This window comes from Verrucomicrobia bacterium CG1_02_43_26, from assembly GCA_001872735.1.
In the GTDB taxonomy this organism is placed as follows: Bacteria; Verrucomicrobiota; Verrucomicrobiia; order Opitutales; family CG1-02-43-26; genus CG1-02-43-26.
This window is the reverse complement of the sequence record MNWT01000014.1, coordinates 47,474-71,095: the sequence shown is the minus strand read 5'-3', so window position 1 is coordinate 71,095 and position 23,622 is coordinate 47,474. Positions and strand designations below refer to the sequence as shown.

The window sequence follows — 23,622 nt, the reverse complement described above, 5'->3', positions numbered from 1 at the left end:
ACATGAGTAAAGAAAGCTGGAACACTCGCATAGGCGTTATTATGGCAGTTGCCGCCGGTTCAGTGGGCCTGGGCAACTTCCTTCGTTTTCCTGGCCAGGTTGCCCAATTCGGGGGCGGTGCGTTTATGATCGCCTACTTTGTCTCATTCATCATCATCGGCTTACCCATCGGCTGGGCTGAGTGGACAATTGGGCGCCACGGAGGTCGTAGAGGTTTTTTTGCCTGCCCTGGCATATTCTCGACCATATGGAAGAATCGTTTAGCTAAATACTTCGGGGTCATCGGCACCGTAGTCGCTATCGGCATTTTCTCTTACTATATATATGTGCAAGCCTGGTGCTTGGGATACGCCGCTAACTTTCTCGCCGGCAAAATCAATTTTACAGATGTCGACTCCGCTTCAGCATTCTGGGCAAACTTCGTAGGCGCGGCTAATAACGGTGCCGTCACCCACTGGGGTATAGATTCTTTCGGTCTATATGTTGTCATCACATTTTCCGTTAATATTATCATCATCTGTAAGGGGCTTTCCAAGGGCATAGAATTCTTCACCACGAGAGCTATCCCTACGCTCATCTTTCTAGCCATTATATTATTAATAAGAGTACTGACGCTAGGTACTCCAGTCGCAGAAAACCCGCAATACAATGTTAACAACGGCCTTGGCTTCATGTGGAATCCCACCAAGCTATTTCTGCAAACAGTTGATCCATCAGACAACTCGCTGATCAGCACAAACCAGATCATTGGCGACACCGAGTTAGCAAACGCCGAGCGTCTGGTTCAAAACAACCCAGAGCACTACCAATTTAAAAAGGAAACGGTAGTCGACCAACTCAAAAAGCCTAGACTCTGGCTAGCTGCTGGAGGGCAAATATTTTTCTCACTCTGCATCGGTGCGGGAGTAATCCTGGTCTACGCCAGTTACATGAAGGAAAACGATGATGTCGTATTAAGTAACCTCACTTCCATGAGCGCTAATGAATTTTGCGAAGTAGGCCTCGGGGGGCTGATCACCATTCCCGCCGCATATGCTTTCTTCGGTGCCGCCGGGGTCGCCGGGCAAGGTATCTTTGCGCTCGGGTTCAATGTCCTGCCGATGGTTTTTAAGGAAATGCCCATGGGCCACTTATTCGGTTTCCTCTTCTTCTTCTTACTTTTCTTGGCCTCTATTTCCGGCACCCTCGCTATGCTCCAGGCTGCGTTATCTTTCCTTAGAGAAACCATTACGCCAGGCCGCAAGCGTTCACTAGGCCTGCTAACAATAATCGCCGCTGCTGCCGCTCTGGTAATATGCTGGTTTACTAAAGATTTAAAGGCGATGGACACCGTAGATTTCTGGGTAACAAACGTCCTAATGTTCCTCATGGCGGGCTTCGAGGTCATTCTCTTCGGCTGGATCCTCGGCATAGATAAGGCTCTAGCCGAAGCAAATCGTGGCGCGGCTTTCCCAGTCCCTAGAATTTTCCGTTTTATTATAAAATATGTTACTCCTCTGTTTTTATTAACCGTTTTCCTCTTCTGGCTAATATTAGACGTATTTGGAGCAGGTGGCACGGGAATAGACTACCATATCGTAGATCTCTTTGGCAGCAGCACTCAAAAACCTAACATGGTTGCTTGGATGGGTATAGGTATACTCATCGGCCTCATTCTCTTGCTTTCCATCATCGTCTCCAGAGTAAAAAAATATAATAATATACACGATTAAGGCATGTCACAAAAAGACTCATGGAACTCTAAAATAGGAGTCATTATGGCCGTGGCCGGTGGCGCGGTTGGTTTAGGCAACTTTCTTCGTTTTCCCGGGCAAGTCGCCCAATACGGTGGCGGTGCCTTCATGATCGCCTACTTCGTCTCATTACTCATCATCGGTCTCCCGATCGGTTGGGCAGAATGGACTATGGGGCGTTTCGGCGGCAAAAAGGGTTTCTCAGCAGCCCCTGGCGTATTTAATCTTATTTGGGGGCGCCCATTTGCTAAATACTTTGGTATCCTCGCCATTATTATCCCCCTAGGTATTTTCACGTACTATGTCTACATACAAGCCTGGTGCTTGGGCTACGCAGTCAATTACCTCTTTGGTATGTTCGACTTTAAAAACATTGCCGAAGCCCAAACTTTCTGGGAAAACTTCGTAGGCGTGCATGAAGACGGCTCCGCACTTGGCTTTGGCATGCAAAAGGTAGGAGGTTATATTCTCATCGCCTTTATAATAGACTTTTTTCTTATCTTTCGCGGGGTCTCCAAGGGCATAGAATTCTTTACCAAACGCGCTATCCCACTGCTCATTTTCATCGCAATCATTATTACCATACGAGTCCTTACACTGGGTACTCCTGATCCTCAAACCCCTGAAAACAATATCAACAATGGCCTCGGCTTCATGTGGAATCCCAATAAAGCTGTTTTACAATCCTGGAATACAGAACAGAGCACATGGGAAAACCAATATCAGGTAATCGGCGAAATCGCCCAAAAGGATGCTCAAACACTGGTAGCAACCAGCCCTGATTCCTACAAAATTGAGGAGACTACTATCTGGGATCAACTCAAGCGCCCACGTCTCTGGTTAGCCGCGGCTTCTCAAATATTTCTCTCGCTCTGTCTCGGCGCAGGCTTAATCATTGTCTACGCCAGTTATATGAAGAAAGACGATGATGTGGTTCTCAGCAACGTCAGTTCCACAAGCGCCAATGAGTTCTCAGAAGTAGCATTGGGCGGTCTCATGACGATTCCTGCCGGGTTTGCATTCCTAGGAGCGGCTAGTGTTCAAAACGCCGGCACATTTGGCCTAGGTTTCAACGTCCTGCCTATGGTTTTCGCCAAAATGCCCCTAGGGCAACTCTTCGGCTTTCTCTTCTTTTTCCTCCTTTTCTTAGCATCCGTCTCCGCCACCTTAGCCATGCTTCAACCTGGTAAAGCCTTTCTTCAAGAAGTTCTAGGCTGGGGGCATAAGCGTACAATCGCTCTACTCTTTGCCATCACGGCTTCAAGCGCGTGCATCGTATTCTGGTACACCAAAGGGCTTAAGGCATTGGACACCTTTGACTTCTGGATAACGTTCCTCATGTTCGTCATGGTAACATTTGAAATCATCACTTTCTCTTGGGGCATGGGCGCCAAAAAAGGCATGAAAGAAGCGAACCGCGGTTCCGCTTTCCCTATACCTAAATTTTTCTACCCGATTTTCAAATACATCTGCCCTATTTTCCTCTTAACGGTATTCGTCCTATGGGTTCTCTTAGACGCCCTAGGCCTAGGAGGACAAGGCATAGACCACCGCATCGTAGATCTCTTCGGTGGCAACGGCCAAAAACCAGATCCAGTTGCCTGGCTCTGCGTAGGCAATATCCTCTTCCTAGCAACCCTTTACATCTTCATCGTTGCCAAATCCAAACGCTATAAGAAGGGCTTCTTTGGCATGAAGTGGGGCAAAAAATAAAGGCAACTTCACCTCTGAGTTTAGCCATTTTTTATTCAAAAAAAACTACCCACGCACCAGCTTTTTTCACTTGTAATTTCCTCAAATCCAAAGCATTATCGAATTTCGTTCATTTCACGGTGAAATGAGTCGCAACAAAGAACATTAACTACTAACCAAATTCCATATGAGTTCTATAATGGAAAAACTGCTCAAACAGAGCGGAATCGGAGCCCTAAAAGAGGGATCCATAATCAAAGGAACAATCACAGAAATTCGCCCAAACGAAGTCGTTATTGATATCGGTGCCAAATCAGAGGGTATCATCCCTGCGCACGAATTCATCGACACAAGCGAATTATCCATCGGTTCCGATGTCGAAGTGTTCTTGGAAAAGATTGAAAACAAAGACGGTTATCCCGTTATTTCTTTCGATAAGGCAGAACAGAAAAAGAATTGGGAGAATATCCTTAATAAATGCCAAGAGGGTACCATTATCCCCGGCCGCATTAAAAGCAAGGTCAAGGGCGGCTTAATCGTCAGCATCGGCGTAGACGCTTTCCTTCCTGCTTCTCAAATCGATATCCAACCTCCCAAGAATCTGGATCAATACGTCGGCCAAACGTACGACTTTAAAATCCTTAAGATCAATCTTGATCGCAAAAATATCGTCGTTTCCCGTCGTGAGCTCATCGAAGAGCAACGTCAGGTCAAACGTCGTAAGCTTCTCGATGAAGTTAAAGTGGGTGAAACTTGCCGTGGTACCGTTAAGAACATCACTGACTACGGTGCGTTTATCGATCTCGATGGCCTCGATGGTCTCCTCCATATCACAGATATGAGCTGGGGTCGTATCTCTCACCCAAGTGAAATGCTTAAGGTGGGCGAAGAAATCAACGTCATTATCATCGAAATCGACCGCGATCGCGAGCGCGTTTCCCTCGGTCTTAAACAAACCACTTCCAATCCATGGGAGCACATCGAAGCGAAATTCCCAATTGGTGCGCATGTACACGGTAAAGTCGTTAACCTTGTTCCTTATGGCGCGTTCATCGAGCTCGAACAAGGCGTTGAGGGTCTCGTACACGTTACAGAACTTTCCTGGACAAAGCGCATCACTAAACCAAGCGAAGTCCTTCGCATTGGTGACGAAGTGGACGCTGTCGTCCTCGGTATCCAAAAGGATGAGCAAAAGATCTCCCTTGGTATCCGTCAACTTGAAACAAACCCATGGGAAATGGCAAAACACAACTACCCAGCAGGTGCCCGTGTTCGCGGTAAAGTCCGCAGCCTAACTACCTACGGTGCGTTCGTTGAACTCGAAGAAGGTATCGATGGTATGATCCACGTCTCCGATATGAGCTGGACTCGTAAGATCAACAATCCAAGTGAAGTCCTCAAGAAGGGTGACGAAATTGAAGCGATCGTCCTAGACGTAGATCCTTCTCAACAACGTATCTCTCTTGGTGTTAAACAACTCCACGAAGATCCTTGGTCAAACATCGAAAAGAACTTCAAGGTCGGTGATATCGTTTCCGGTAAGGTCGCTAAGATCACTGCCTATGGCGCTTTCATTGAATTGAAAAATGATATCGATGGCCTTGTCCACATCAGCCAAATCGGTGAAGAACACATTGAAAAGATCAAAGATGTTCTCAGCGTTGGCCAAGAAGTGACAGCCCGTGTTATCAAGATCGACAGAGATGAACGCCGTATCGGCCTCTCCATCAAGGCTGCTTCTTACAATACCGATCAGCTCGCTCGTGAAATCGTTGCTTATGACAAAATTAAGCAAGACGAACTCACAAGCCTCAGCGATGCTTTCGATATCGTAGAGAAGAACCAAGGAGAATAAGCTCTTGTAGATACAAGTTCTCTTTTATAAAACAAAAAAGCGTCCGATAGTTTCGGGCGCTTTTTTTATTCTTTATTTTAAATACAGTCGATTCAGCCAACCTACATCCAGGTCTTCTTAACGGCCTGAAACTCCCCATTGCGAATCGCTTCTCGTATCGTTTTTGCTAAACGGCACATAAAGCGTATATTATGGATCGTCAGCAACGTCCCCCCGATCAGCTCTTTTGCCTGAAACAGGTAATGCACGTAAGCTCGTGTAAAATTCTGGCAGCAATAACAATCACACCCAGCTTCGATCGGCCCTAGATCTTCCTTAAAGCGAGCATTCTTAATATTGATATGCTCTTTACCTTCTCCCATAGCAGGGTGTACGAGAGCACCCCCATGTCTTGCCAAACGGGTCGGGTGCACGCAATCAAACGTATCAATCCCCTGTTCCACCCCATTCCAAATATCTCTAATACCACCAATGCCCAGCAAATGTATTGGGCGATCCGGGTGCAGGTATGGCGTTGTAAAGGAGACCACGTCAAACATCTGTTCTTTGCCGCCTCCTAGGCTCCCACCAATAGCTTGTCCAAAAAAATCTTCGCTAGCCACAAAGGAAGCGCTTTCTTTTCTCAAATCAGGATAAATGCCGCCTTGCACAATCCCGTACAAGCACTGCGCACCATTGTCCCCACGAATGAATTCTTCCAAACTTCTTTTCTCCCAACGATGGCTTCGCTGCATCGAACGTTCCGTATATCTACGATCCGAGTGAAAGGGCGTACACTCATCTAGTACTAAAATAATATCCGCGCCAAGCTTACGTTGTATATCAATAGACAGCTCTGGCGTCAATCGATGCATCGTACCGTCTACATAGGAACGAAAGATCGCGCCGTCTTCGTCAATTTTTTTGAGCATTTTCTGAGAAGTCAACTGCCGGTTGCCTTTAATCTCAGAGGCTACACCGCCGTGCCCCAAGCTAAATATCTGAAAGCCGCCAGAGTCCGTCAACATGGGTTTATCCCAGTTCAAAAACTTATGTAACCCGCCGTGTTTAGCAACCAGATCAGGCCCGGGCTGCACAAACATGTGGTAGGTGTTAGAAAGAATAATATCAGCGCCGGCAGCTCTTAGATGCTCCGTTGTCACGCTTTTCATCGCCCCTTTGGTCGCGCAAAAGATAAAGTTCGGTGTCTCTAAATCACCATGCGGTGTCTTCAAAACACCATAACGCGCCTTGCTCTCGCTATCTCTGTTTTGTATTTCAAACTTAAAATTAGAATACTCTGGCATAAGGGATACTGATTATACGCATTTCCCCTAAACTGTCAAACACGAGAATCTTACAAATAACAACTATTGTAACAACAAGCCAACATCACAATGCTCCTTTATGCCAAATGACGGTTCCAATTGCCCACAGCCCAAAGCTGATTAATACGATCCCAGACACAATTTTAATCATTCGTAGCGCGTTTTGTGACATAAAGCGTTTCGAACTAAAGGTAATAATGCCCAATATTCCCCACCAACTTAGAGAACCTAGAAATATCCCCAAAACCATCCAAACCATATCCCATAAGGTGGATCCCACTAGCCCAACCGCTGAAAACACACCTATAAAACTAAATATCGCAACCGGGTTAGAAAGCGTTAACACAAAGGTCAGGGGCACTAAAGTGAGAATCACTTTCCGCCTCGATACTACCCCCGCAGACACTCTTTCTATCTTAATACATTCCCTAAAACCCAAGTATAACAAGATTAGCCCGCCTATAAGCTTTATATAAAGAGAATAATCGTTCAAAAACAGGGAGACCGTTGTTAGCCCTCCTCCCACAATTATGCAAAAGACTATGTCCGCCATCGCAGCCCCCAAGCCAACTCCTACCATTCCAGCAACGCCAAGCTCTAGGGTCTTGCGTATAAACAACATCCCGATTGGCCCAACGGGTGCCGCAATCGCTATCCCAATCACCCAACACTTTAGTAATATCCAGCCGCTCGACATATCTCGTGCTGCAAATTCTATTTTGACAACGCACGCTTGTCAACTCCCTCAAAATATGTCCATCATGATAGATTAAAGCCACCCGCATTTACCCCCCTATAGCCCTATGATTAAAAAAGTCTACAAGCAGCAAATCGAAAAAAAGAACTTCACGGTAATCAATAACAACTCATATGCACTATCGCTCCAAAAACTCACCGGTAAAAAAATTCCTGAAGAGATCTTTAAGGATAAAGAGCTCACTAAAAAAATCATAAAGCTCATGCATGTCGAAGCAGGAAAAGGCTACTTGCACACCTTTCTACAATCGCTTCATGACCTGGGTTTCTATTATGAAGATATCTATGCTCTGCTCTCTCTTGAGATTTCTTCTTCCGGCAATTCCATCTCTCAAGAAAAGGATAATCCCTTACAGAAAGCTGCAAAAAATAACTCTCTTATTCAATCACTTAAGACACTCTATTACACGCCATCCCGCATGGATTTCGTCACCTCAAACATAAAGTTCATCAACACATTTTGTCTTTTAAAAGTAACGGGGGGAGAAAAAAATCCCAAATCCACCCTCCATATAGCCGTTGAAAACCGTCAGTTTCCAAAGTTAATAAATCTTTTTCTCAAGCTCTATCCTAAAGCAAATCTCCCCATCGAAAAAATAAAGATCTTTTTTGACGTATCCGAATTTTTCACAAACAAAACTTATCCATCCATCAATACACCATCCGAGATCATTCTCGCTAAGATCATTAAAAATAGGGATGTTAATAGTCTGTTTTACATCCTAAAAGACTTCTCAAAAAAAACAGATTCCTCCAATCTCAAATATATTCAAGAAATCGCAAAGCCCATCTTCGATTTATACATCGATAAAGACAAAAAGCAAAAGGGCATCCACCTCATCGCTCAAACAGGCCAACTCCGAGGAGACTTTCTCGAAAGAATCCTCAAGAGTAATATTATGTCAATATCAGCTATCTGTGCACTCTTTCAATGCAAGGATACCCTCGGCAACACTCCCCTTCACCTTGCTCACGAAAGTTTAAACTTTATTAAAAATGTGCTACTCAAATATGGCCTAAGCAATAAAGAGTGGAATAAAATAAAATCCATCAAAAACAATGATGGCCAAACGCCTCAATTCTTGTTTTCCGATTATATCAAAAAAACTGAAAACCAGGACGAAAAACTGATACTCTACGTGTAGCACAAAAAAATTCGTGACTCGCAGTTCTATTACAGCCTTTCGATATTATCCTGTATTCGGCTCAATATCTCCCGAAAGCTCGGCCTACCCCTGTATCCGAAAACTCCGAATGTTCATGCAAGTACGGGGCTTTCATAATGCTTCAAATCTTTACTAAATAAGCTGCCAAAAAACTTCTTGGAATGCACACCACCATATTCTTTAACAGCTACCAAAAGTTCCTTGCGATTTAATGCCTTTGCTTTTTCCGCAACACGTTCAAGTATAACCTTCTTATTCTCCTCCGCTAGCTGGTTAAGGTTATCAACCAAATCCACCATCAAAAACGCTTCGCTTAACTGTAGTGGAAAATAATCTTTGCGCACAAAGCGATACTGCCGTTTCCCAAATCTGAATAAGCCATGGCGCTTGCGGTTGTATACAACAGTTTCATTGTACAACTGTGTGGTCCCAACCCCAAGGGCGTTGTAATGATTCGGTGTCGTTATCAAAAATCGATCATCCTTAAGAAAGGTTATTACAACAGCTTCCTCTGAAGGCCTCGTTAAACCAAATACAGATTTTTTAGGATAAAAATAAAGCCCACCAGATAATTTCTCAAGGGTATGATCCTCTTGCAATAAAGCTAAATGACGATCCACCGCATTAGACCAAGAACTCATTTCAGAACGCCTATACACACACCCCTCTTTTAAATGTTTTCTAAACTCATCTACTGCTTTCTCCCGTGTTCTCATGCCCTCGCTTTTTATTTTATTCTACCCTCATTAAGATCTTTTTGCAAGTTTTTTTATTAAAAATTCATGCAATTCGAATAAAACTTCACTCCTCCTGCAACTTAAACAACCCCCTTCACCGCTATAGCATATTAAAGACAATAAAATAGGTCTTGTGGTAATCCCCGCGCTCATCGCTTCCGATGCGCTTATTCTCTATTCTGTAGGCTAACTGTACTTGATATTCCTTGCCGTCAGGGCTCAGGTATCTAAAGCGTATCAGGCTGCCTTTCGTTTCATTAAACAAGAGTATCCGGCATTCGTCTACGGGTGCCGAATAGGGCACTACATTAGCAAATTGCATCAACTGGCGGCCACCAATTTCCGCCTTCGTCACGCCGTCAAATAGGGTTAAGACCGTTTTGGGGCTAACCTCATAAAGATTGTTATGCGCCCCATCCGTCTCAATGCTTTCTTCCACATCTACAAATTGAAGGAAAAGCGGTATACTCGTTTCATTATGCAATACTACAGTATACTTTCTTTCGCCGGCAATAACGGCATTAACACACACCATCTGGGTTATAATAGCCAGTAGAAATGTCAGTGCCGCTCGTCTCATAATAGTTTAACTCTGTGAAAACGCATCAAAGCCAGGTCCAGAGGTATCCGTATCACCTTCAAAGAAACCGTGCAATTGGCGCAAACGGGTCGGGTGGCGCATCTTACGCAAAGCCTTGGCCTCAATCTGGCGAATCCGCTCACGCGTTACTTTAAAGAGCTGTCCGACTTCTTCCAACGTCCGGCTATAACCGTCCGCTAAACCAAATCGAAGGGAAAGCACCTTACGCTCACGCTCCGTCAAGCTGGAAAGCACATCAAGTATCTTCTCGCGCAACAAACTGAAGGCGGTCATGTCATACGGGTTCTCAGCGCCTTTGTCTTCAATAAAGTCACCAAAATTCGTATCATCGCTCTCCCCCACTGGGCTCTGCAGGGATATCGGTTGTTGTGCCATTTTCATGATAGATTGCACTTTCTCAACCGGCATTTCCATTTCTTCCGCTACTTCTTCAGGAGTCGGCTCATGCCCCAATTCCTGCAACAATTGCTTCTGCACCTGGATCACCTTGTTCAACGTCTCAATCATATGCACCGGTATACGAATCGTCCGCGCTTGGTCTGCAATCGAACGGGTAATCGCTTGGCGTATCCACCACGTAGCATACGTTGAAAACTTATACCCACGGCGATACTCAAACTTCTCCACCGCTTTCATCAAGCCCATATTACCTTCCTGAATCAGATCCAGGAAAGACAAACCGCGATTCGTGTACTTCTTTGCAATACTAATTACTAGGCGCAAATTAGCTTCCACCATCTCCGTCTTTGCTTGGTGAGAATCCGCCAGGTTCTTGCGCACAAAACGTATCATCTTCACAAACGCTTCGGGATCCATCTGGTACTCCGCTTCAAACCCTTTCAATTTAGCTTTCAAGGCTTTAACGTCTATGTTCTTCGCGCGAATTGATGAGGATTTCTCTGCGATCGCTATCTTGTTATAAGCATCTTCAATCTCATGCACAACAGGCACAAGGCTATCCAAATGCTCTTCAAACACTTTTAGCTTGAAGTAAAATTTCTTGAGGACTTCTTTTAACTGTTCTGTATATTTATTATAACGCGTCTGAATTGCTTTTTTACTCTTCACCGGAGCCGCCTGAAGTTCTTTCCATGCTTTGTCTGTTTTAATCAACAAAGCTTTCGCTTCTTCAATCGTCTTGGGGAGCGTCTCAAAGTACTCCTCTCGGCTATCAATCTTCTTGTCTAAAATAACACGGTCAAAACGCTCTTCTCGATTAGCCAACTTTTCAGCCAGCTCAATCTGAAACTTCGCCGTCAAGGGCACGGAAAACAGAGCTGTCTGTGCATCACTATCGGCCTTCTCAATGCGCTTGGAAATATCGACCTCCTGCTCACGTGTCAATAGAGGTACTTGGCCCATCTGTTTCAAATACATCCGAACAGGATCATCAAGCACATCCCCTTGGGCAGACTTCATCATCTTATCTTCAGTCTGCTGCATCCGCGCTTTGTAATGCTCTATTTCTTCCGTATCCAGAATATCAATTTCCAGATTCTCTAAAATAGAAATAACATTCTCAATCTCTTCAGGATTATTAATCCCTTCTGGAAGGGACTCATTAATATCCTGAACGGTCAAATACCCCTGGGATTTCGCATGGCTAATCAGCTGCTTGATCTTCTCATTCAACTTACCATCATTACCGTCATCGCCGTCACCACGTTCAGCATCCTCAATCTCAACTTCAATCTTTTTTGCAGTCACTTTATTACCCAACCCTTTAGTATCCCCCTTCTTTTGCTTCTCCTCAACAGGAGCCGCCACAAAAGGCTTCTTACTTGCCTTTTTGTTATCAAATTCTTTCATCTTGGCACTATTATTTTTATCGTGCGCTTTCTCCTGAATAGCTTTCTTCGCTGGCACCGGAGGCTTAGTAACCTTTTTTGCTACCACAGGCTTCGTATCCTTGCCTTTCTTGGCAACCACCTTCTTCGATTGAGAAACTTTTTTCTCCAAAACTTTACTCTTCTTCGCAGACACCTTCTTATCCCGCGCTACTTCCTTTGCCTTACTCCGCACAACTTTCTTTGCCACGGTAGCCTTTTTCGCAACAGGTTTCTTCACGGTAACTTTTTTCTTCGTAGCCTTGGGCTTCGCCACGGCGCTCTTCTTTACAACCTGTTTTTTTACACTCGCAACCTTTTTCGCGACAGGCTTCTTCACAGCAACTTTTTTCTTCGCAGTATTTGCCTTCGCCACGACACTCTTCTTTGCGGTCTTTTTTGCCACAGGTGCCTTCTTTTTTACTACTTGCTTCTTTTTGGTCTCTTTTGCTTTCGCCATATCTTAATAAATTTATTTAATTGCCGGTGCCGCAGATAACGCCTTCCTCAACTTTACACGCTCATTCTGTAAATTAATAACTTCCTCTTGTTCCCCATTACCCAAATTTGCAATCCGTTGGTCAAGCTGGTCACGCCGCGCATGAATATACTGTTTATACAGTTGTTTAATACACATGTTTGCTGTTCTTTTTGGTTCATCAAAGGGGAGATCGTCTAACAATAATGAATAAATTATATCTCTTTCTGCGTCATTTTCAAGTAAATCATTCATTTTATCTGATCCGTCCCATTCGCCTTCCCGAATTTCTGCCAAAACCCGTCTCAGTAGGGTCCCGTACAGGTCACTCGACATTATCCAGTCAGGATTCACTACCTCGGCTATTTTTTTAGCTATTTCTTCCTGGTTCAAAATCAATAATAGTAGTTGATACTCAACGGTTGTCAACTTCTCATTATTCCCGGAATCTGTGTTTATGACTTCTTTCGCCGTTGTGTATAACGCATTTTCTGGCTCGTTTTGGATCTTTTTATTTCTTTTAAATGTCTGAAAGTCCGCTTGCAGGGTCTGCCTATTAATATGGGTTAACCTATATATTTCATCCAAATACTCATCTTGCATGATAGCGGAATTCGTACAGGTAATAATCTCGAATAACTGTTCTATTCCGTCTGTTTTCTCTCTTGAGGTTAATGTCCTGTCTTTCGGGAAATACATGCCAATAGCAAAGGTCATCGCACTGATAACTGATTTTTCCAGGTATGCCTTTATGTCGTCTTTTGGGTAACTGCTTAGAAACGCATCTGGATCTTCTTGTTCTTTTAAGGGCAAAAATTGAACATCCAGGCCTGCTTTGATGGCCATGGGCAACATCCTGAGGGCTGCTTTTTTACCCGCTCGGTCACCGTCTAGAAAACAGGTTATGTTAGACGCGTATCGTCTGAGTAAGCCCATCTGCTCCATTGTGATACTGGTTCCTTGGGGCGCAACGGCTGTCTTTAAGCCTTTTTCCCAACATCGTATCGCGTCCAATTGTCCTTCTACTAATAAAAAATGGTTCTCTTGGGCTATGTGCTGTCGGGCATTATCTAGGCCAAATAATACATGGCTTTTCGAAAATAGGGGCGTCTCGGGGGAGTTTATATACTTCGCATCTCTAGCGGGGTCTTTTTCAGGGGTAATTTCAAGTGCCCTTCCGGTAAACGCTATCACTCTCCCTTGTATGTCTTTTATAGAGATCATGAGCCGTCCTTGAAATCTGGGGTGCCAGTTCTCAGGACGATTGTTCCCTTTTCCGGTATAAAATAATCCGCAGGATGTTAATGCTTCTTTCGAGAACTTTTTTTCCAATAGCTCATTTAATAAATCACGACCATCCAGGGGCGCATACCCAACACCGTATTCTTTTGCTGTATTCAATAAAAAACTACGGTCTTTTTCCCAATAATTTCTTATCCAGGCACCTTCTTTTGTGTCTGCTAAAAATGCTTTTCGATAATGCTCCGCGGCTATCTCGTGTATGTCAAATAGCTCTTTACGCTCAGACATGCTTTCTTTATCCTGACCGTCTTCATACTCCAGGGGTATATTAAAGCGGTTGGCCAACACTTCCACCGCTTCGGGAAATGCCAAATTTTCTTTTAACTGGATAAACCGAAAGATATCCCCGGAGTTCCCGCTGCTATAGCATTTGAAAAAGTTCTTGTCGGGGTGCACAAAAAAGGAGGGGGTCTTCTCGTGGTTAAAGGGGCTCAATCCCTTAAAATAACTCCCGGTCTGCTTCAGGGTCACATAGGGAGCCACAACGTCCACGATGGACACCTTTAGCTTGATTTCCTCAAGGCAGCTTCGTTTAAAAAACGACATCTATTTCCCTGTCTCTGCTTTTAATTGCTCTATCGTCTTCTCGACTTCAGCCTTCTGGTTAGATTGTGGCGCTTGCTTTAAATATAATTCATACAACTGCAACGCATTGTGCTTATTGTGCGCAATATCTTTATACCCTTTTGCCACAGCTAATGTTATTTCTGGTGAACCCGGGAAATTCGCCCTCGCTTTTAACAGCTCTTCCATAAAATACTGCGGGGTTCGCTCGTTCTGTACTATTTTTAAATAAAGTAACGTGTATAATATATTTTTTGGGTTCCTGCGAATCGCTTCCAATGCGGTCATCTCCGCGTCTCGCAATTGCTTGTTCTCAAAATAGGTTTCCGCAAGCTCATACCACACGTCCGCGTCGGTATCGTCAATCGTTAACGATTTCCAGTAGAGCTTCGCCGCATCTTTATACTTATTTTCGCGTCTTAACCGGCTCGCTTCTTTATAATAATCAATCGCGCTTACAGGCTTTTTTTGGACATAGCCTCCTCCTGCAGTGCCCACTTCGCTTCCGGGTACCTTACTCGATTCCGTCTCAGGCTCAACTTTGCCATCGCCAAGTTCATTACTTTCTTCACTCTCAGCAAGCGCTCTCTGGGCTTCCTCTTGCGCTTTCTTTTCTGCTTCGGCTTTAGCGCGTTCTTCCTCGAGGCGCAGTCTTTCTTTCTCTAAGCGGCTCTTCTCGAGTTCTTCTTGCTCAACTTTCCATTTCGCAAGGATCTCTTTGTCTTGTTCAAGTCTCGCTGCTTCAGCATCGGGTATCAATGCCGTTTCTAATTTCTTAAGATAATACTCAGCCTGCGTGTACGATTTTCTCGCGATAGCCACATCCACTAAGCCTAACAAGGCATACGCGCTCGCAGGATCTTGTATCAACGCTTGGTTATACCAATACTTGGCTTTCATATAATCTTTCACTTCATACGATAACCGTCCTATAAATATACTTTCTTCAAGATCAGGTTCTTCTTCTTCAAGCTCAACTCCACGCACATAAGCGTCTAGGGATAAATTAGGGTGCCCGCTACTCAAGTAAGCATATGCCAACAACTTCCACGCACGGGCGTCTTTGCTCTCCTTATTAAGGTATATCCGGTAATACTCGATCGCGGTCTCCCAATTCTCAGACTTCGCGTACGCTTCCCCAGCATACAGTGCAAATTCTATGTGGCTTGTATCTGCCAAATACGATTGCTCGTAATAAAACCCAGCTAACGCCACGTCTCCCATCTGCGAATACACCCAGGCCAAGGCTTCCAATACCTCAGGGTGCTCGGGAAAGGATTCATGCAGGTCTTCCAGTAGGGTAATCGCCTTACTGTACTGCTTTTCGTTCACAAATTTTTCAGATGTTTTTATATCTTCATTGATCAAATATTGTATTTTTTGCTGGCGCTCCTCCTCTGTCTCACGTTGACACCCCGTCCAGGCAAAGGTCAGGCACACTATTAAACTTAAATTTATTAACTTGATTATTACAGATTTCATTGTACTCTCTATAACACTCTCTTATCCCCATTAAAGAATGCAAGTTCTAAAATGCTGTTTGACGATTTTTTTTATCTTCAGTTGCCCTTTGTTGGCTTCCGCACAAACGCATACCCTCACCCAAGAGCATTCTCAAATACTCGAATTCAGCTTAGATAACTTCTCCAAACAGGATTACAAAAGGGCTACAAGGTGTCTCATCCGAACCTTCGAAGAGCAAAATAACGTTCACTTCAAACCGGGTCCCTATAAGCGTGTCGGCATTAAGGTTTATTCGCGTTCCGGCCCTGGGCTATCTACACCCCATAACCTCGTTGAAGCGGTTATCGATTTCCTCATCGAGCAGGGTTATGAGAAAAAGGATATTTTTATTGTAGACGAATATGCACGCTACTTGCGCGATGCTGGCTTCCTTCCTCCGCTGAGCGATGGCGGAAAAACGTTTGATGGCACTCCCGTTTTAGCGCTCGATTCAGGCAAATACTGGGATGTTAATTGGTTCTACGAAAACGCCTTGCCTTCTCGTGAAATTAACCTTTTCTCCCAAGTATTCTCCCCTTACTCCAACAACATTTCGAGCACTGGCGTAGACAGAAAAAGCTTCCTTCCCACCGTCTTGTTTCTCAATGTGGATTTTTGGATAAACCTCCCTATGGTGACTAGCACAGAAGCCTTGGGCATCGGGGGTGCCGTCCAAAACATATCCCTATGGAACGTCAGCAACAACTCGCGTTTCTTCACCAACCCAGCCCAGGCTTCCATCGCTGCCGCCGAAATCGCCGCCATCCCAGAGCTCAAAAATACTTTAGCATTCACAATCCTCACCCTCGAGCGCTACCAATACATCGGGAGCACTACTTTTAACGCCAATTACACCGAAACAGAACCTCTCCTCTTTCTTAGCAACAACCCCGCAGCACTCGACTTTCTCATGCTGAAGCGCATCAACCGCGAGCGTGCCAAAAAACGTCTCCCTTTAGTAGAATCTCCTCCTCCTTTTCTCGAATATATGAATGCCCTTGGCTTCCCTAACTACCACGGCTCCTCTGTCTCGATCAAAAATATTTCCTCCAGTTGTCGTTGATTTAAAGAACTGAACATAAGATCATCAGAGCTGGCAAGGTTTGTTCCAGGTGAAACAAACCCACCCCTTTTATAGCGAACTTATATATAAAAAACCAGCCAAACCCCGCAAGACAAAAAATCAATATAGCGAATTTAAAAAACTGAAATAACGAACTTATTACCAATTTCGTCAGGCTTTCGGCACCGCCTCCTGCCAAAACAAAAGGCTTCCTTTTTACTCCTATTTCTAGTAGAATCACGCCCATGTCAAAAGCCCCATTCCTACTTACCCTGCTAGGTCTCTTCACCATTGCTGCATGCACCATACAAGCCAGCGAACCCATACTGGTAGCAGATTTCCAAGAGAAGGAACTCTCTATTCTCGCCGCTATCCCACAAAATGCCTCTGGATACGAGGGTGAGTTCGAAGATAAAGCCGCCATCATGAGCATCACAGAGGAATTGGCCGCTGCTTATCGTCACGCTGATAGCGCTTACCTCGCCAAAATAATTGCCCCAGATGCCGTCTACATAACACCTTTTGGTGCCATGATCACTCAAGAGCAGCTCCTCAAAGACTTACGCTCTGGAGACCTAAGCTTCACAGAGTACGATCTGCTTACCATCTACGTCCGCTCGTTTAATAACACCATCATCACTATCGGAAATGTGCATATTGCCGCACAGCAGGGCAAAAACAAAATCAATGAAAATTTCCAGTTTATCCGTGTATTTAAACGTATCAATGGCCAATGGCAGGTGATTGCCACAGACCTTGCCATCTATAAAATAAAAATGCAGTAACTTACTCCACAGCAAAGCTTCCCAAACCTTGCTTAAATTTTTCAAACAATCACTTTGCATTTATTATACTTTTGTAGATAATAGCGCTGGTTTAAAAACAAAACACTAAAACCCCTCCATGGAGTACAACTGGGTATTATTCGCAATCGCCGCAATTGGCGGCTTTTTCATGGCCTTTAGCAATGGGGCTAACGATGTCGCAAACGCGTTTGCTTCCGCCGTAGGCTCAAAAGCGCTTTCGGTCAGGCAGGCTCTTATGATCGCCAGTACACTCACTCTGGTGGGGGCAGTCCTCCTGGGCTCGAAGGTTGTTTCCACACTCGTAGGTGGCGTCATCCAGCCGGATATCTTTAGCAGTGCGGATCACTACATCCTTGGCATGCTGTCTTGTCTCTTGGCCGCCGGTTTCTTTGTGCTGGTCTCTACGTTAACAGGCCTTCCCGTAAGCTCCACGCACGCCATTGTGGGCGCGATGACGGGTGTCGGCATTTCTCTCGGTGGTTTTTCAACGGTTAACTGGCCTCTCTTAACGGGCATTGCCATCTCTTGGGTAGCTTCGCCTTTTATCGCCGCTTTCATAGCCTTCTGGTCCATTAAGCTCATCTATCTGTTCATCTACCGACCTGGCAAAAAAACCATCATTGATCGCTTTGTGCGGTTCGCCCCCGGCTTCCTTGCCTTCGCCTGCGCAATCATCGCTTTCTCCCTTATCCACAAATCTTCCCTTAAGGCTTATCTCTTAATATCAGCTTGGGAAATTCCTATTCTTTTTTTAGCTCTTTATTTCGCTTTCTATTTGACGGCACGTTACTTCATCGGCTTCTGGACGCTTCGGGCGGAGAACAGTGAAAAGGGCACGGAACGTCTCTTTCGCAAATTGCAAATCGGTACTTCCAGCTTTGTAGCGTTTGCACATGGTTCTAATGACGTTGCAAACAGTATCAGCCCTGTGCTCGCTATCTTTGCGGTCATGAAAATGGGAGTCATTCCGGCTAACTTTGATAACATCACCATTCCCTTATGGATCCTCTGTCTCGGGGGTATCGGCATGGCCACTGGTACCGCCGCGCTTGGTTATAAAGTAATCGCCACATTGGGGGAAAAAATCACCCTGATTACAAACTCTAAAGGCTTTTGTGTCGATTTCTCTACCGCCATTACAGTCGTCTTTGCATCCATACTGGGCATTCCTATCAGCACCACGCATGCCGCTACGGGCTCAATCATCGGTGTCGGCTTTTTCCAGGGCAAGAAGGGCTTAAATTTCAGCCTCCTTGCCAAGATCTTGATCGCCTGGGTATTCACGGTCCCCTTAGCGGCGCTCGTCACCGTCCTGTGCTACTGGATACTCAAGAGCATCTTACTGTAGCCTGTGATCCGGTATAAAGACTTAAAGAATATTACAAGTGGTACTCTTCTTTTTCTCGTCTTGCATGTCATAGCCGTACACATTCGATTCTGAATCTTCATCAAGTATATCAATGACGATTTCGCTCGAATTCGTATCTACGTTGTCTTCCAACTCAATGTAGCCCTCCTTATTAGAAGACTCCTTAATCGATTCTTTACCTTCTTCAATAATGTCGATAACAATCTTATCCTTGCTATCATCAACAACAGGCGCATCCTCCTTCGGTGCCCCTACAATACAGTTCTTAGCAACGTTATAGACAGCTGGAGCCGTCGCTAGCGCCATTGAACCAAAGAATCCAAACATATTTAAGGCATTAATGCGGTACACGAAAACGTTATCCACTGGCCATACGTTCACCGAAAAAGTCGAAACAGGTCCAAGGCCAATCAATGATTCTCCAAACGAGCCCCACTCAATTGTATTTTGGAAATTGTTATCCAAACTGCTATTCTTCTTATATTCCTGAAGTTTTCTTTCGTATATTGGTTTGTTCTCTAATGAGATAACCTTCTCTTTTATCCCTTTGTCATTATAATCCTCAAGATCGGTGACAAAATTTCCATCATCGTCCATCTCCAAGCTATCCATATCGATAACAACTTCGTTACACACATTATCTAATTCTTTTTTCGTTTGTTCAGGATCATACTCTGCTACAAGAATACTTTGTCGGTCATTATAGTAACCAATTCCAGCTCCTATCAAACCGCCCCCTATAGAGCCGACCCAACCACCAATGTTAGAACCCGCATAGGATCCTAATGGTCCACCTTGGGCGTATCCAGCAACACCACCAATAACAGTACCAATATTATTACCAAGGGCAGAGTAGTTAGAAACACTTCTGCTGCTCATTTTAAGATTATTAGGGATAAAGTTCTCTATAGTCTCTCTATTCTCTTCAGATACCATATCAAGCCCCAAACCAACGAACCCACCTAAGGCCATTCCACCCAAACTACCGTAAAATACATACCTACCCATAGATATATAATCGCCCGTCAAAAGAGGTGAAATCCCTCCTACAACGCCCCCTACGGTACCCATTATGGTAGATACATTGCCGGTGCACTCCAGATTATTATTTTCATCCACAAGGTAGTGCTTAACATCTTTAATAGACTGAATGTTCCTTTGCCCAAACTCTTTTACTGATTCCGGAACACATTTCTCATATGCCAGAACAAATGGAGCCGTAGTAATCGTCTTTACAGTGCTCATACATCCACTACAGCAATTACAGTTACAACCACTCTTTTCAACAGAATCCTCCCAATCACGCACACTACCAACAACACCGTTGTTAGAACCGTAATTATCAATCATGTACTTCTTCGTACTCTTCAAATCCTCTGTCGACCTTGAGTTACCGTTGACATCAACAACACCTTCTCCGTTACTCTTCTCTTCCTTTGGCTTTACCAAATTACCAAAAAGACCATATCCACCTATTGTTGACTTTACCTGTGCCGAAAAATTATTCATACCTTAATACTCTTTATTATTTTATTGTTTTTATTAACAATACATAGATAATAGCAATAAAAAAACAAATAGTCAATAAAAAATAATGTAAATAATATACATTTGACATATTTAAAAAATAAACCATAATACATATTGTTAATAACTAAACAAAACAAATCATGAACGGACGCGAAAAAAGACACCACATCCTACACCTATCGAGCTGGGCCCTTATGCTCTTAACCATAGCTACAATAGCAACTTTATACCTAAAAACCCCAACCTCCTCCACCATCCAACTCCCCCCAAACCACTATGCCATCTTCGCCTACGGCTCTCTACTAAACAAAATCAGCATGGAACGCACATTGGGGCGCACCTACGATGGGCCGCTTATTCCAGCTGAAATAAAAGGATGGAAACGCTCCTGGAGTATTCGATACCCCAATGACACATATTATTATGAAGAAGATGGTAAATTAGTTTACCCAGAAAATATAATATATCTAAATATAGAAAAAAATGAAGAATCCGTTGTGAACGGTATAATCTTCATTGTCTCAGAAAAAGAGCTTAGGGAATTTGATAAAAGAGAACTCGTATATGACAGAATAAAGGTAACGCATAAACTCACAGAAAAGCTTATATCAGGTGGCCCGGTTTATACCTATGTCGCTAAACCTGAATATTTCATCAAAAACCTGAGAGCTACCACAGAAACAGCCATCCGCAAAGAGTACATTGATATCGTTTCACAAGGTGCAAAATCCCTAGGAACTAGCTTTCACCACGACTTTGAAAAAAATTCAGCGGCTATACCAACACACATTGTTGTAGACGCAAAACGAGATGAAAGTACTCCCTATACGGGCATAGTATCCTCCCGCGAGAAATCAACGGAAAAGAAACGCTCTGAGAGTTAATAAAGCCTGTTAGCGATTTGAGGCCGCGTAAACACGCAAGCAACGTTCTATAAATGGGGCTAACATTCCTGTAGCGATCTGAGTAGCGCTGTCAGAAATAGCGTTTTCTGGCTCTGGGTGCGTTTCTATATAAAGCCCCTGAGCTCCTGAGGCAATTGCTGCCAATGTAAGCGGCTCTATAAACTGCCGTTCACCTCCACTTTTACCACTTGCCGCGCCTGGCAACTGTACGCTATGGGTGGCATCAAAAATAACAGGACAATCATTACTTTTCATGATCGGAAAAGAGCGCATGTCTACGATCAAATTCTGGTAACCAAAAGTTGTTCCTCGCTCAATAAGCCAAATTTCACGAGCATTACTTTCTTCCAATTTATCCACAACATACGGCATTTCATAAGGCGACATAAATTGACCTTTTTTCACCGAAACAACCTTGCCTGTCTTCGCCGCAGCTACAACCAGATCAGTCTGACGAGCCAAAAAGGCAGGTATCTGCAATACATCACACACTTTAGCAACCTTGGCAGCGTGCTCCGGTAAATGAATATCGGTAGATAAGGGAAAGCCATAAGCCTCCTTCATTGATCTCAATAATTCAAGGCCTTTTTCTAAGCCTGGCCCCCTGGGGCTGTTTAAAGATGTTCTGTTAGCCTTATCAAATGAACCGGAAAAAACAATATTCAGTTCGGGAAACTGATGTTGCAGTTCTTTTAAAGTTTCACACACACGCTCGCATACCTCACTACTTTCAAGCGCACACGGCCCTGCTACTAACAAAAATTTATGCTTATCGTACAACATCTGTTAACTTCTTTTTCTGTTCAATAGCGGCACCAATAAAATTCGCAAACAACGGATGCGGTTTATTTGGTTTTGATAAAAACTCAGGATGGAACTGCACTCCAACATACCATGGGTGATCGCTCAACTCCAATATCTCTACTAAATTACGCTTTGGATTGGTACCAACAATGTTAAAGCCATTTTTTTCAAAAGCTTCACAATATTTGTTATTAAATTCATAACGATGACGATGTCTTTCACGAACGCTATCGCTTCCGTAGGCGGCACGAGCCTTGGAGCCCTCCTTTAACTTGCATTCATAAGAGCCTAAACGCATAGTGCCCCCTTTCTCAGCAATCCCCTTCTGTTCTTCCATTATAGCTATAATCGGGTTCTTCGTGGCTTCGTCAAACTCGCTACTGTTAGCATCCGTTAAACCAAGCACGTTTCTAGCAAACTCAATCGCTGCGATTTGCATCCCCAAGCATAAGCCGAAATAAGGTAGTTTGTTTTCTCGCGCGTACTTAGCTGCCAATACCTTGCCCTCGATTCCTCTATCGCCAAAACCGCCAGGGATCACTAATCCATCAAGTCCTTTAAAGTAATTTTCGACATCTCCCAACTCTAAATGCTCGGAATCAATCAACACTAAATTAACACGGCAATCATGCCCAATTCCAGCATGCGTTAAGGATTCATACACAGACTTGTAGGCATCTTGTAGCTCTATATATTTACCCACAACGCCAATTGAAACGTGGCAACTTGGGTTTTTCAGCCTACGCACAACGTCTAGCCAAACAGTAATTGGCTTAGCTGGTGCATCCATACGCATCATTTTCACAACAAGATTATCTAGGCCTTCTTCATGAAGCCTCATAGGCAATTCATAAATCGAAAAATCAACATCTTTTTCTTCTATAACGGCTTCCTTGGGTACGTTACAAAACATGCTTAATTTGTGACGCAACTCTTCTGTTATGGAGTGTTCTGTTCGGCAAACCAAAATATCCGGCTGTATGCCTATTTCTCTCAGCTTTGCCACGCTCTGTTGGGAGGGCTTTGTTTTTAATTCCCCGGCAGCCTTTAAATAAGGCAATAACGTTACATGAATAAATAAAACATTTTCTTTTCCTACCTCCAAAGCAAATTGGCGCATCGCTTCAATAAAAGGAAGCCCTTCGATGTCCCCAATCGTTCCGCCAATTTCAGTAATAAGAACATCTACGCCTTCTCCCGCCTTATAAATGCGTTCTTTGATCTCATTGGTTACATGAGGTATCACCTGGACTGTTTTACCTAAATAATCTCCACGTCGCTCCTTCTGCAAGACAGACTCGTAAATTTGACCCGATGTTAGGCTATTAAAGCGTGTTAGCTGGGTATTGGTAAAGCGCTCATAGTGGCCCAAGTCTAAGTCTGTTTCCGCACCATCATCCAAAACATAAACTTCACCATGCTGAAAGGGGCTCATCGTTCCAGGATCTACGTTTAGATAGGGATCAAATTTTTGTAAGCGGACCGATACTCCACGCACTTCTAGCAGAGCTCCTAGCGCCCCGGCCGTTAACCCTTTTCCTAGCGAAGATACAACGCCTCCTGTTATAAAAATATATTTCATGCTTATGATATTTTGAAAATGTGTAAACAAGGCTACCTCGCCT

Annotated in this window: 19 protein-coding genes; 8 read left to right on the top strand and 11 right to left on the bottom strand. The window is 44.1% G+C overall.

Annotated elements, in window-relative coordinates; genetic code table 11:
- The first annotated feature begins 2 nt into the window (after positions 1-2).
- The 3 genes from AUJ82_05235 (at position 3) to AUJ82_05225 (ending at position 5,280) form a co-directional block, all read left to right on the top strand.
- Positions 3-1,712, top strand: a complete 1,710-nt coding sequence (locus AUJ82_05235; protein ID OIO59637.1) for a sodium:calcium symporter — start codon at positions 3-5, stop codon at positions 1,710-1,712.
- Positions 1,713-1,715: 3 nt separating this feature from the next.
- A complete protein-coding gene (locus AUJ82_05230; protein ID OIO59636.1) occupies positions 1,716-3,446 on the top strand; it encodes a sodium:calcium symporter in 1,731 nt (576 codons plus the stop codon).
- A gap of 178 nt (positions 3,447-3,624) precedes the next feature.
- On the top strand, positions 3,625-5,280 hold the full coding sequence (locus tag AUJ82_05225; protein OIO59635.1) for a 30S ribosomal protein S1: 1,656 nt from the start codon (positions 3,625-3,627) through the stop codon (positions 5,278-5,280).
- A gap of 101 nt (positions 5,281-5,381) precedes the next feature.
- Here AUJ82_05225 and AUJ82_05220 read toward each other — a convergent pair whose 3' ends face one another.
- Together AUJ82_05220 and AUJ82_05215 are read right to left on the bottom strand one after the other, a co-directional pair.
- Positions 5,382-6,566: a tRNA guanosine(34) transglycosylase Tgt gene (locus AUJ82_05220; GenBank protein ID OIO59634.1), complete on the bottom strand. Its 1,185-nt coding sequence runs from the start codon at positions 6,564-6,566 to the stop codon at positions 5,382-5,384.
- A gap of 85 nt (positions 6,567-6,651) precedes the next feature.
- Positions 6,652-7,284 carry a hypothetical protein gene (locus AUJ82_05215; protein OIO59633.1) on the bottom strand — a complete coding sequence of 211 codons (633 nt, stop codon included), beginning with the start codon at positions 7,282-7,284 and terminating at the stop codon, positions 6,652-6,654.
- Positions 7,285-7,390: 106 nt separating this feature from the next.
- Here AUJ82_05215 and AUJ82_05210 point away from each other — a divergent pair, with 106 nt between their 5' ends.
- Positions 7,391-8,488, top strand: coding sequence for a hypothetical protein (locus AUJ82_05210; protein ID OIO59632.1), 1,098 nt, complete (start codon positions 7,391-7,393; stop codon positions 8,486-8,488).
- A 113-nt stretch (positions 8,489-8,601) separates the two neighbouring features.
- On the opposite strand, the gene AUJ82_05205 is transcribed toward AUJ82_05210, so the two are convergent.
- The 5 genes from AUJ82_05205 to AUJ82_05185 form a co-directional block, all read right to left on the bottom strand.
- Positions 8,602-9,225, bottom strand: a complete 624-nt coding sequence (locus AUJ82_05205) for a hypothetical protein (GenBank protein ID OIO59631.1) — start codon at positions 9,223-9,225, stop codon at positions 8,602-8,604.
- A 121-nt stretch (positions 9,226-9,346) separates the two neighbouring features.
- Positions 9,347-9,781, bottom strand: a complete 435-nt coding sequence (locus AUJ82_05200; protein ID OIO59630.1) for a hypothetical protein — start codon at positions 9,779-9,781, stop codon at positions 9,347-9,349.
- Positions 9,782-9,832: 51 nt separating this feature from the next.
- A complete protein-coding gene (locus tag AUJ82_05195; protein ID OIO59629.1) occupies positions 9,833-12,133 on the bottom strand; it encodes an RNA polymerase sigma factor RpoD in 2,301 nt (766 codons plus the stop codon).
- A 12-nt stretch (positions 12,134-12,145) separates the two neighbouring features.
- Positions 12,146-13,999 (bottom strand): DNA primase, encoded by a 1,854-nt coding sequence (locus AUJ82_05190; protein OIO59628.1) that lies wholly within the window; start codon positions 13,997-13,999, stop codon positions 12,146-12,148.
- Positions 14,000-15,457 (bottom strand): hypothetical protein, encoded by a 1,458-nt coding sequence (locus AUJ82_05185; GenBank protein ID OIO59627.1) that lies wholly within the window; start codon positions 15,455-15,457, stop codon positions 14,000-14,002.
- Positions 15,458-15,536: 79 nt separating this feature from the next.
- Here AUJ82_05185 and AUJ82_05180 point away from each other — a divergent pair, with 79 nt between their 5' ends.
- Positions 15,537-16,583 carry a hypothetical protein gene (locus AUJ82_05180; GenBank protein ID OIO59626.1) on the top strand — a complete coding sequence of 349 codons (1,047 nt, stop codon included), beginning with the start codon at positions 15,537-15,539 and terminating at the stop codon, positions 16,581-16,583.
- A 1-nt stretch (position 16,584) separates the two neighbouring features.
- Here AUJ82_05180 and AUJ82_05175 read toward each other — a convergent pair whose 3' ends face one another.
- Complete coding sequence (locus tag AUJ82_05175; protein OIO59625.1) at positions 16,585-16,830, bottom strand: hypothetical protein; 246 nt, start codon at positions 16,828-16,830, stop codon at positions 16,585-16,587.
- On the opposite strand from AUJ82_05175, the gene AUJ82_05170 reads away from it, so the two are divergent.
- Both AUJ82_05170 and AUJ82_05165 read left to right on the top strand, forming a co-directional pair.
- Entirely contained in the window at positions 16,829-17,368 is a 540-nt protein-coding gene (locus tag AUJ82_05170) for a hypothetical protein (protein OIO59624.1), read from the top strand. The genes AUJ82_05175 and AUJ82_05170 overlap by 2 nt on opposite strands.
- Positions 17,369-17,486: 118 nt before the next feature.
- Positions 17,487-18,737: a hypothetical protein gene (locus AUJ82_05165; GenBank protein ID OIO59623.1), complete on the top strand. Its 1,251-nt coding sequence runs from the start codon at positions 17,487-17,489 to the stop codon at positions 18,735-18,737.
- A gap of 21 nt (positions 18,738-18,758) precedes the next feature.
- Here the strand turns inward: AUJ82_05165 and AUJ82_05160 are convergent, their stop codons facing one another.
- Complete coding sequence (locus AUJ82_05160; protein OIO59622.1) at positions 18,759-20,267, bottom strand: hypothetical protein; 1,509 nt, start codon at positions 20,265-20,267, stop codon at positions 18,759-18,761.
- A 161-nt stretch (positions 20,268-20,428) separates the two neighbouring features.
- Here AUJ82_05160 and AUJ82_05155 point away from each other — a divergent pair, with 161 nt between their 5' ends.
- Positions 20,429-21,172, top strand: a complete 744-nt coding sequence (locus tag AUJ82_05155; protein OIO59621.1) for a hypothetical protein — start codon at positions 20,429-20,431, stop codon at positions 21,170-21,172.
- A gap of 9 nt (positions 21,173-21,181) precedes the next feature.
- On the opposite strand, the gene AUJ82_05150 is transcribed toward AUJ82_05155, so the two are convergent.
- Positions 21,182-21,976: a 3-deoxy-8-phosphooctulonate synthase gene (locus tag AUJ82_05150; protein ID OIO59620.1), complete on the bottom strand. Its 795-nt coding sequence runs from the start codon at positions 21,974-21,976 to the stop codon at positions 21,182-21,184.
- On the bottom strand, positions 21,963-23,579 hold the full coding sequence (locus tag AUJ82_05145) for a CTP synthase (protein OIO59619.1): 1,617 nt from the start codon (positions 23,577-23,579) through the stop codon (positions 21,963-21,965). The genes AUJ82_05150 and AUJ82_05145 overlap by 14 nt, the downstream gene beginning before the upstream one ends.
- Positions 23,580-23,622 lie beyond the last annotated feature (43 nt).

What these genes read in the sequence shown, in the direction of transcription:
- AUJ82_05170 (OIO59624.1), top strand. Translation starts at nt 16,829, where the DNA reads ATGTCAAAAGCCCCATTCCTACTTACCCTGCTAGGTCTCTTCACCATT.
- AUJ82_05150 (OIO59620.1), bottom strand. Translation starts at nt 21,976, where the DNA reads ATGTTGTACGATAAGCATAAATTTTTGTTAGTAGCAGGGCCGTGTGCG.
- AUJ82_05210 (OIO59632.1), top strand. Translation starts at nt 7,391, where the DNA reads ATGATTAAAAAAGTCTACAAGCAGCAAATCGAAAAAAAGAACTTCACG.
- AUJ82_05195 (OIO59629.1), bottom strand. Translation starts at nt 12,133, where the DNA reads ATGGCGAAAGCAAAAGAGACCAAAAAGAAGCAAGTAGTAAAAAAGAAG.
- AUJ82_05145 (OIO59619.1), bottom strand. Translation starts at nt 23,579, where the DNA reads ATGAAATATATTTTTATAACAGGAGGCGTTGTATCTTCGCTAGGAAAA.
- AUJ82_05235 (OIO59637.1), top strand. Translation starts at nt 3, where the DNA reads ATGAGTAAAGAAAGCTGGAACACTCGCATAGGCGTTATTATGGCAGTT.
- AUJ82_05215 (OIO59633.1), bottom strand. Translation starts at nt 7,284, where the DNA reads ATGTCGAGCGGCTGGATATTACTAAAGTGTTGGGTGATTGGGATAGCG.
- AUJ82_05160 (OIO59622.1), bottom strand. Translation starts at nt 20,267, where the DNA reads ATGAATAATTTTTCGGCACAGGTAAAGTCAACAATAGGTGGATATGGT.
- AUJ82_05190 (OIO59628.1), bottom strand. Translation starts at nt 13,999, where the DNA reads ATGTCGTTTTTTAAACGAAGCTGCCTTGAGGAAATCAAGCTAAAGGTG.
- AUJ82_05230 (OIO59636.1), top strand. Translation starts at nt 1,716, where the DNA reads ATGTCACAAAAAGACTCATGGAACTCTAAAATAGGAGTCATTATGGCC.
- AUJ82_05205 (OIO59631.1), bottom strand. Translation starts at nt 9,225, where the DNA reads ATGAGAACACGGGAGAAAGCAGTAGATGAGTTTAGAAAACATTTAAAA.
- AUJ82_05180 (OIO59626.1), top strand. Translation starts at nt 15,537, where the DNA reads ATGCAAGTTCTAAAATGCTGTTTGACGATTTTTTTTATCTTCAGTTGC.
- AUJ82_05175 (OIO59625.1), bottom strand. Translation starts at nt 16,830, where the DNA reads ATGGGCGTGATTCTACTAGAAATAGGAGTAAAAAGGAAGCCTTTTGTT.
- AUJ82_05200 (OIO59630.1), bottom strand. Translation starts at nt 9,781, where the DNA reads ATGGTGTGTGTTAATGCCGTTATTGCCGGCGAAAGAAAGTATACTGTA.
- AUJ82_05155 (OIO59621.1), top strand. Translation starts at nt 20,429, where the DNA reads ATGAACGGACGCGAAAAAAGACACCACATCCTACACCTATCGAGCTGG.
- AUJ82_05165 (OIO59623.1), top strand. Translation starts at nt 17,487, where the DNA reads ATGGAGTACAACTGGGTATTATTCGCAATCGCCGCAATTGGCGGCTTT.
- AUJ82_05225 (OIO59635.1), top strand. Translation starts at nt 3,625, where the DNA reads ATGGAAAAACTGCTCAAACAGAGCGGAATCGGAGCCCTAAAAGAGGGA.
- AUJ82_05220 (OIO59634.1), bottom strand. Translation starts at nt 6,566, where the DNA reads ATGCCAGAGTATTCTAATTTTAAGTTTGAAATACAAAACAGAGATAGC.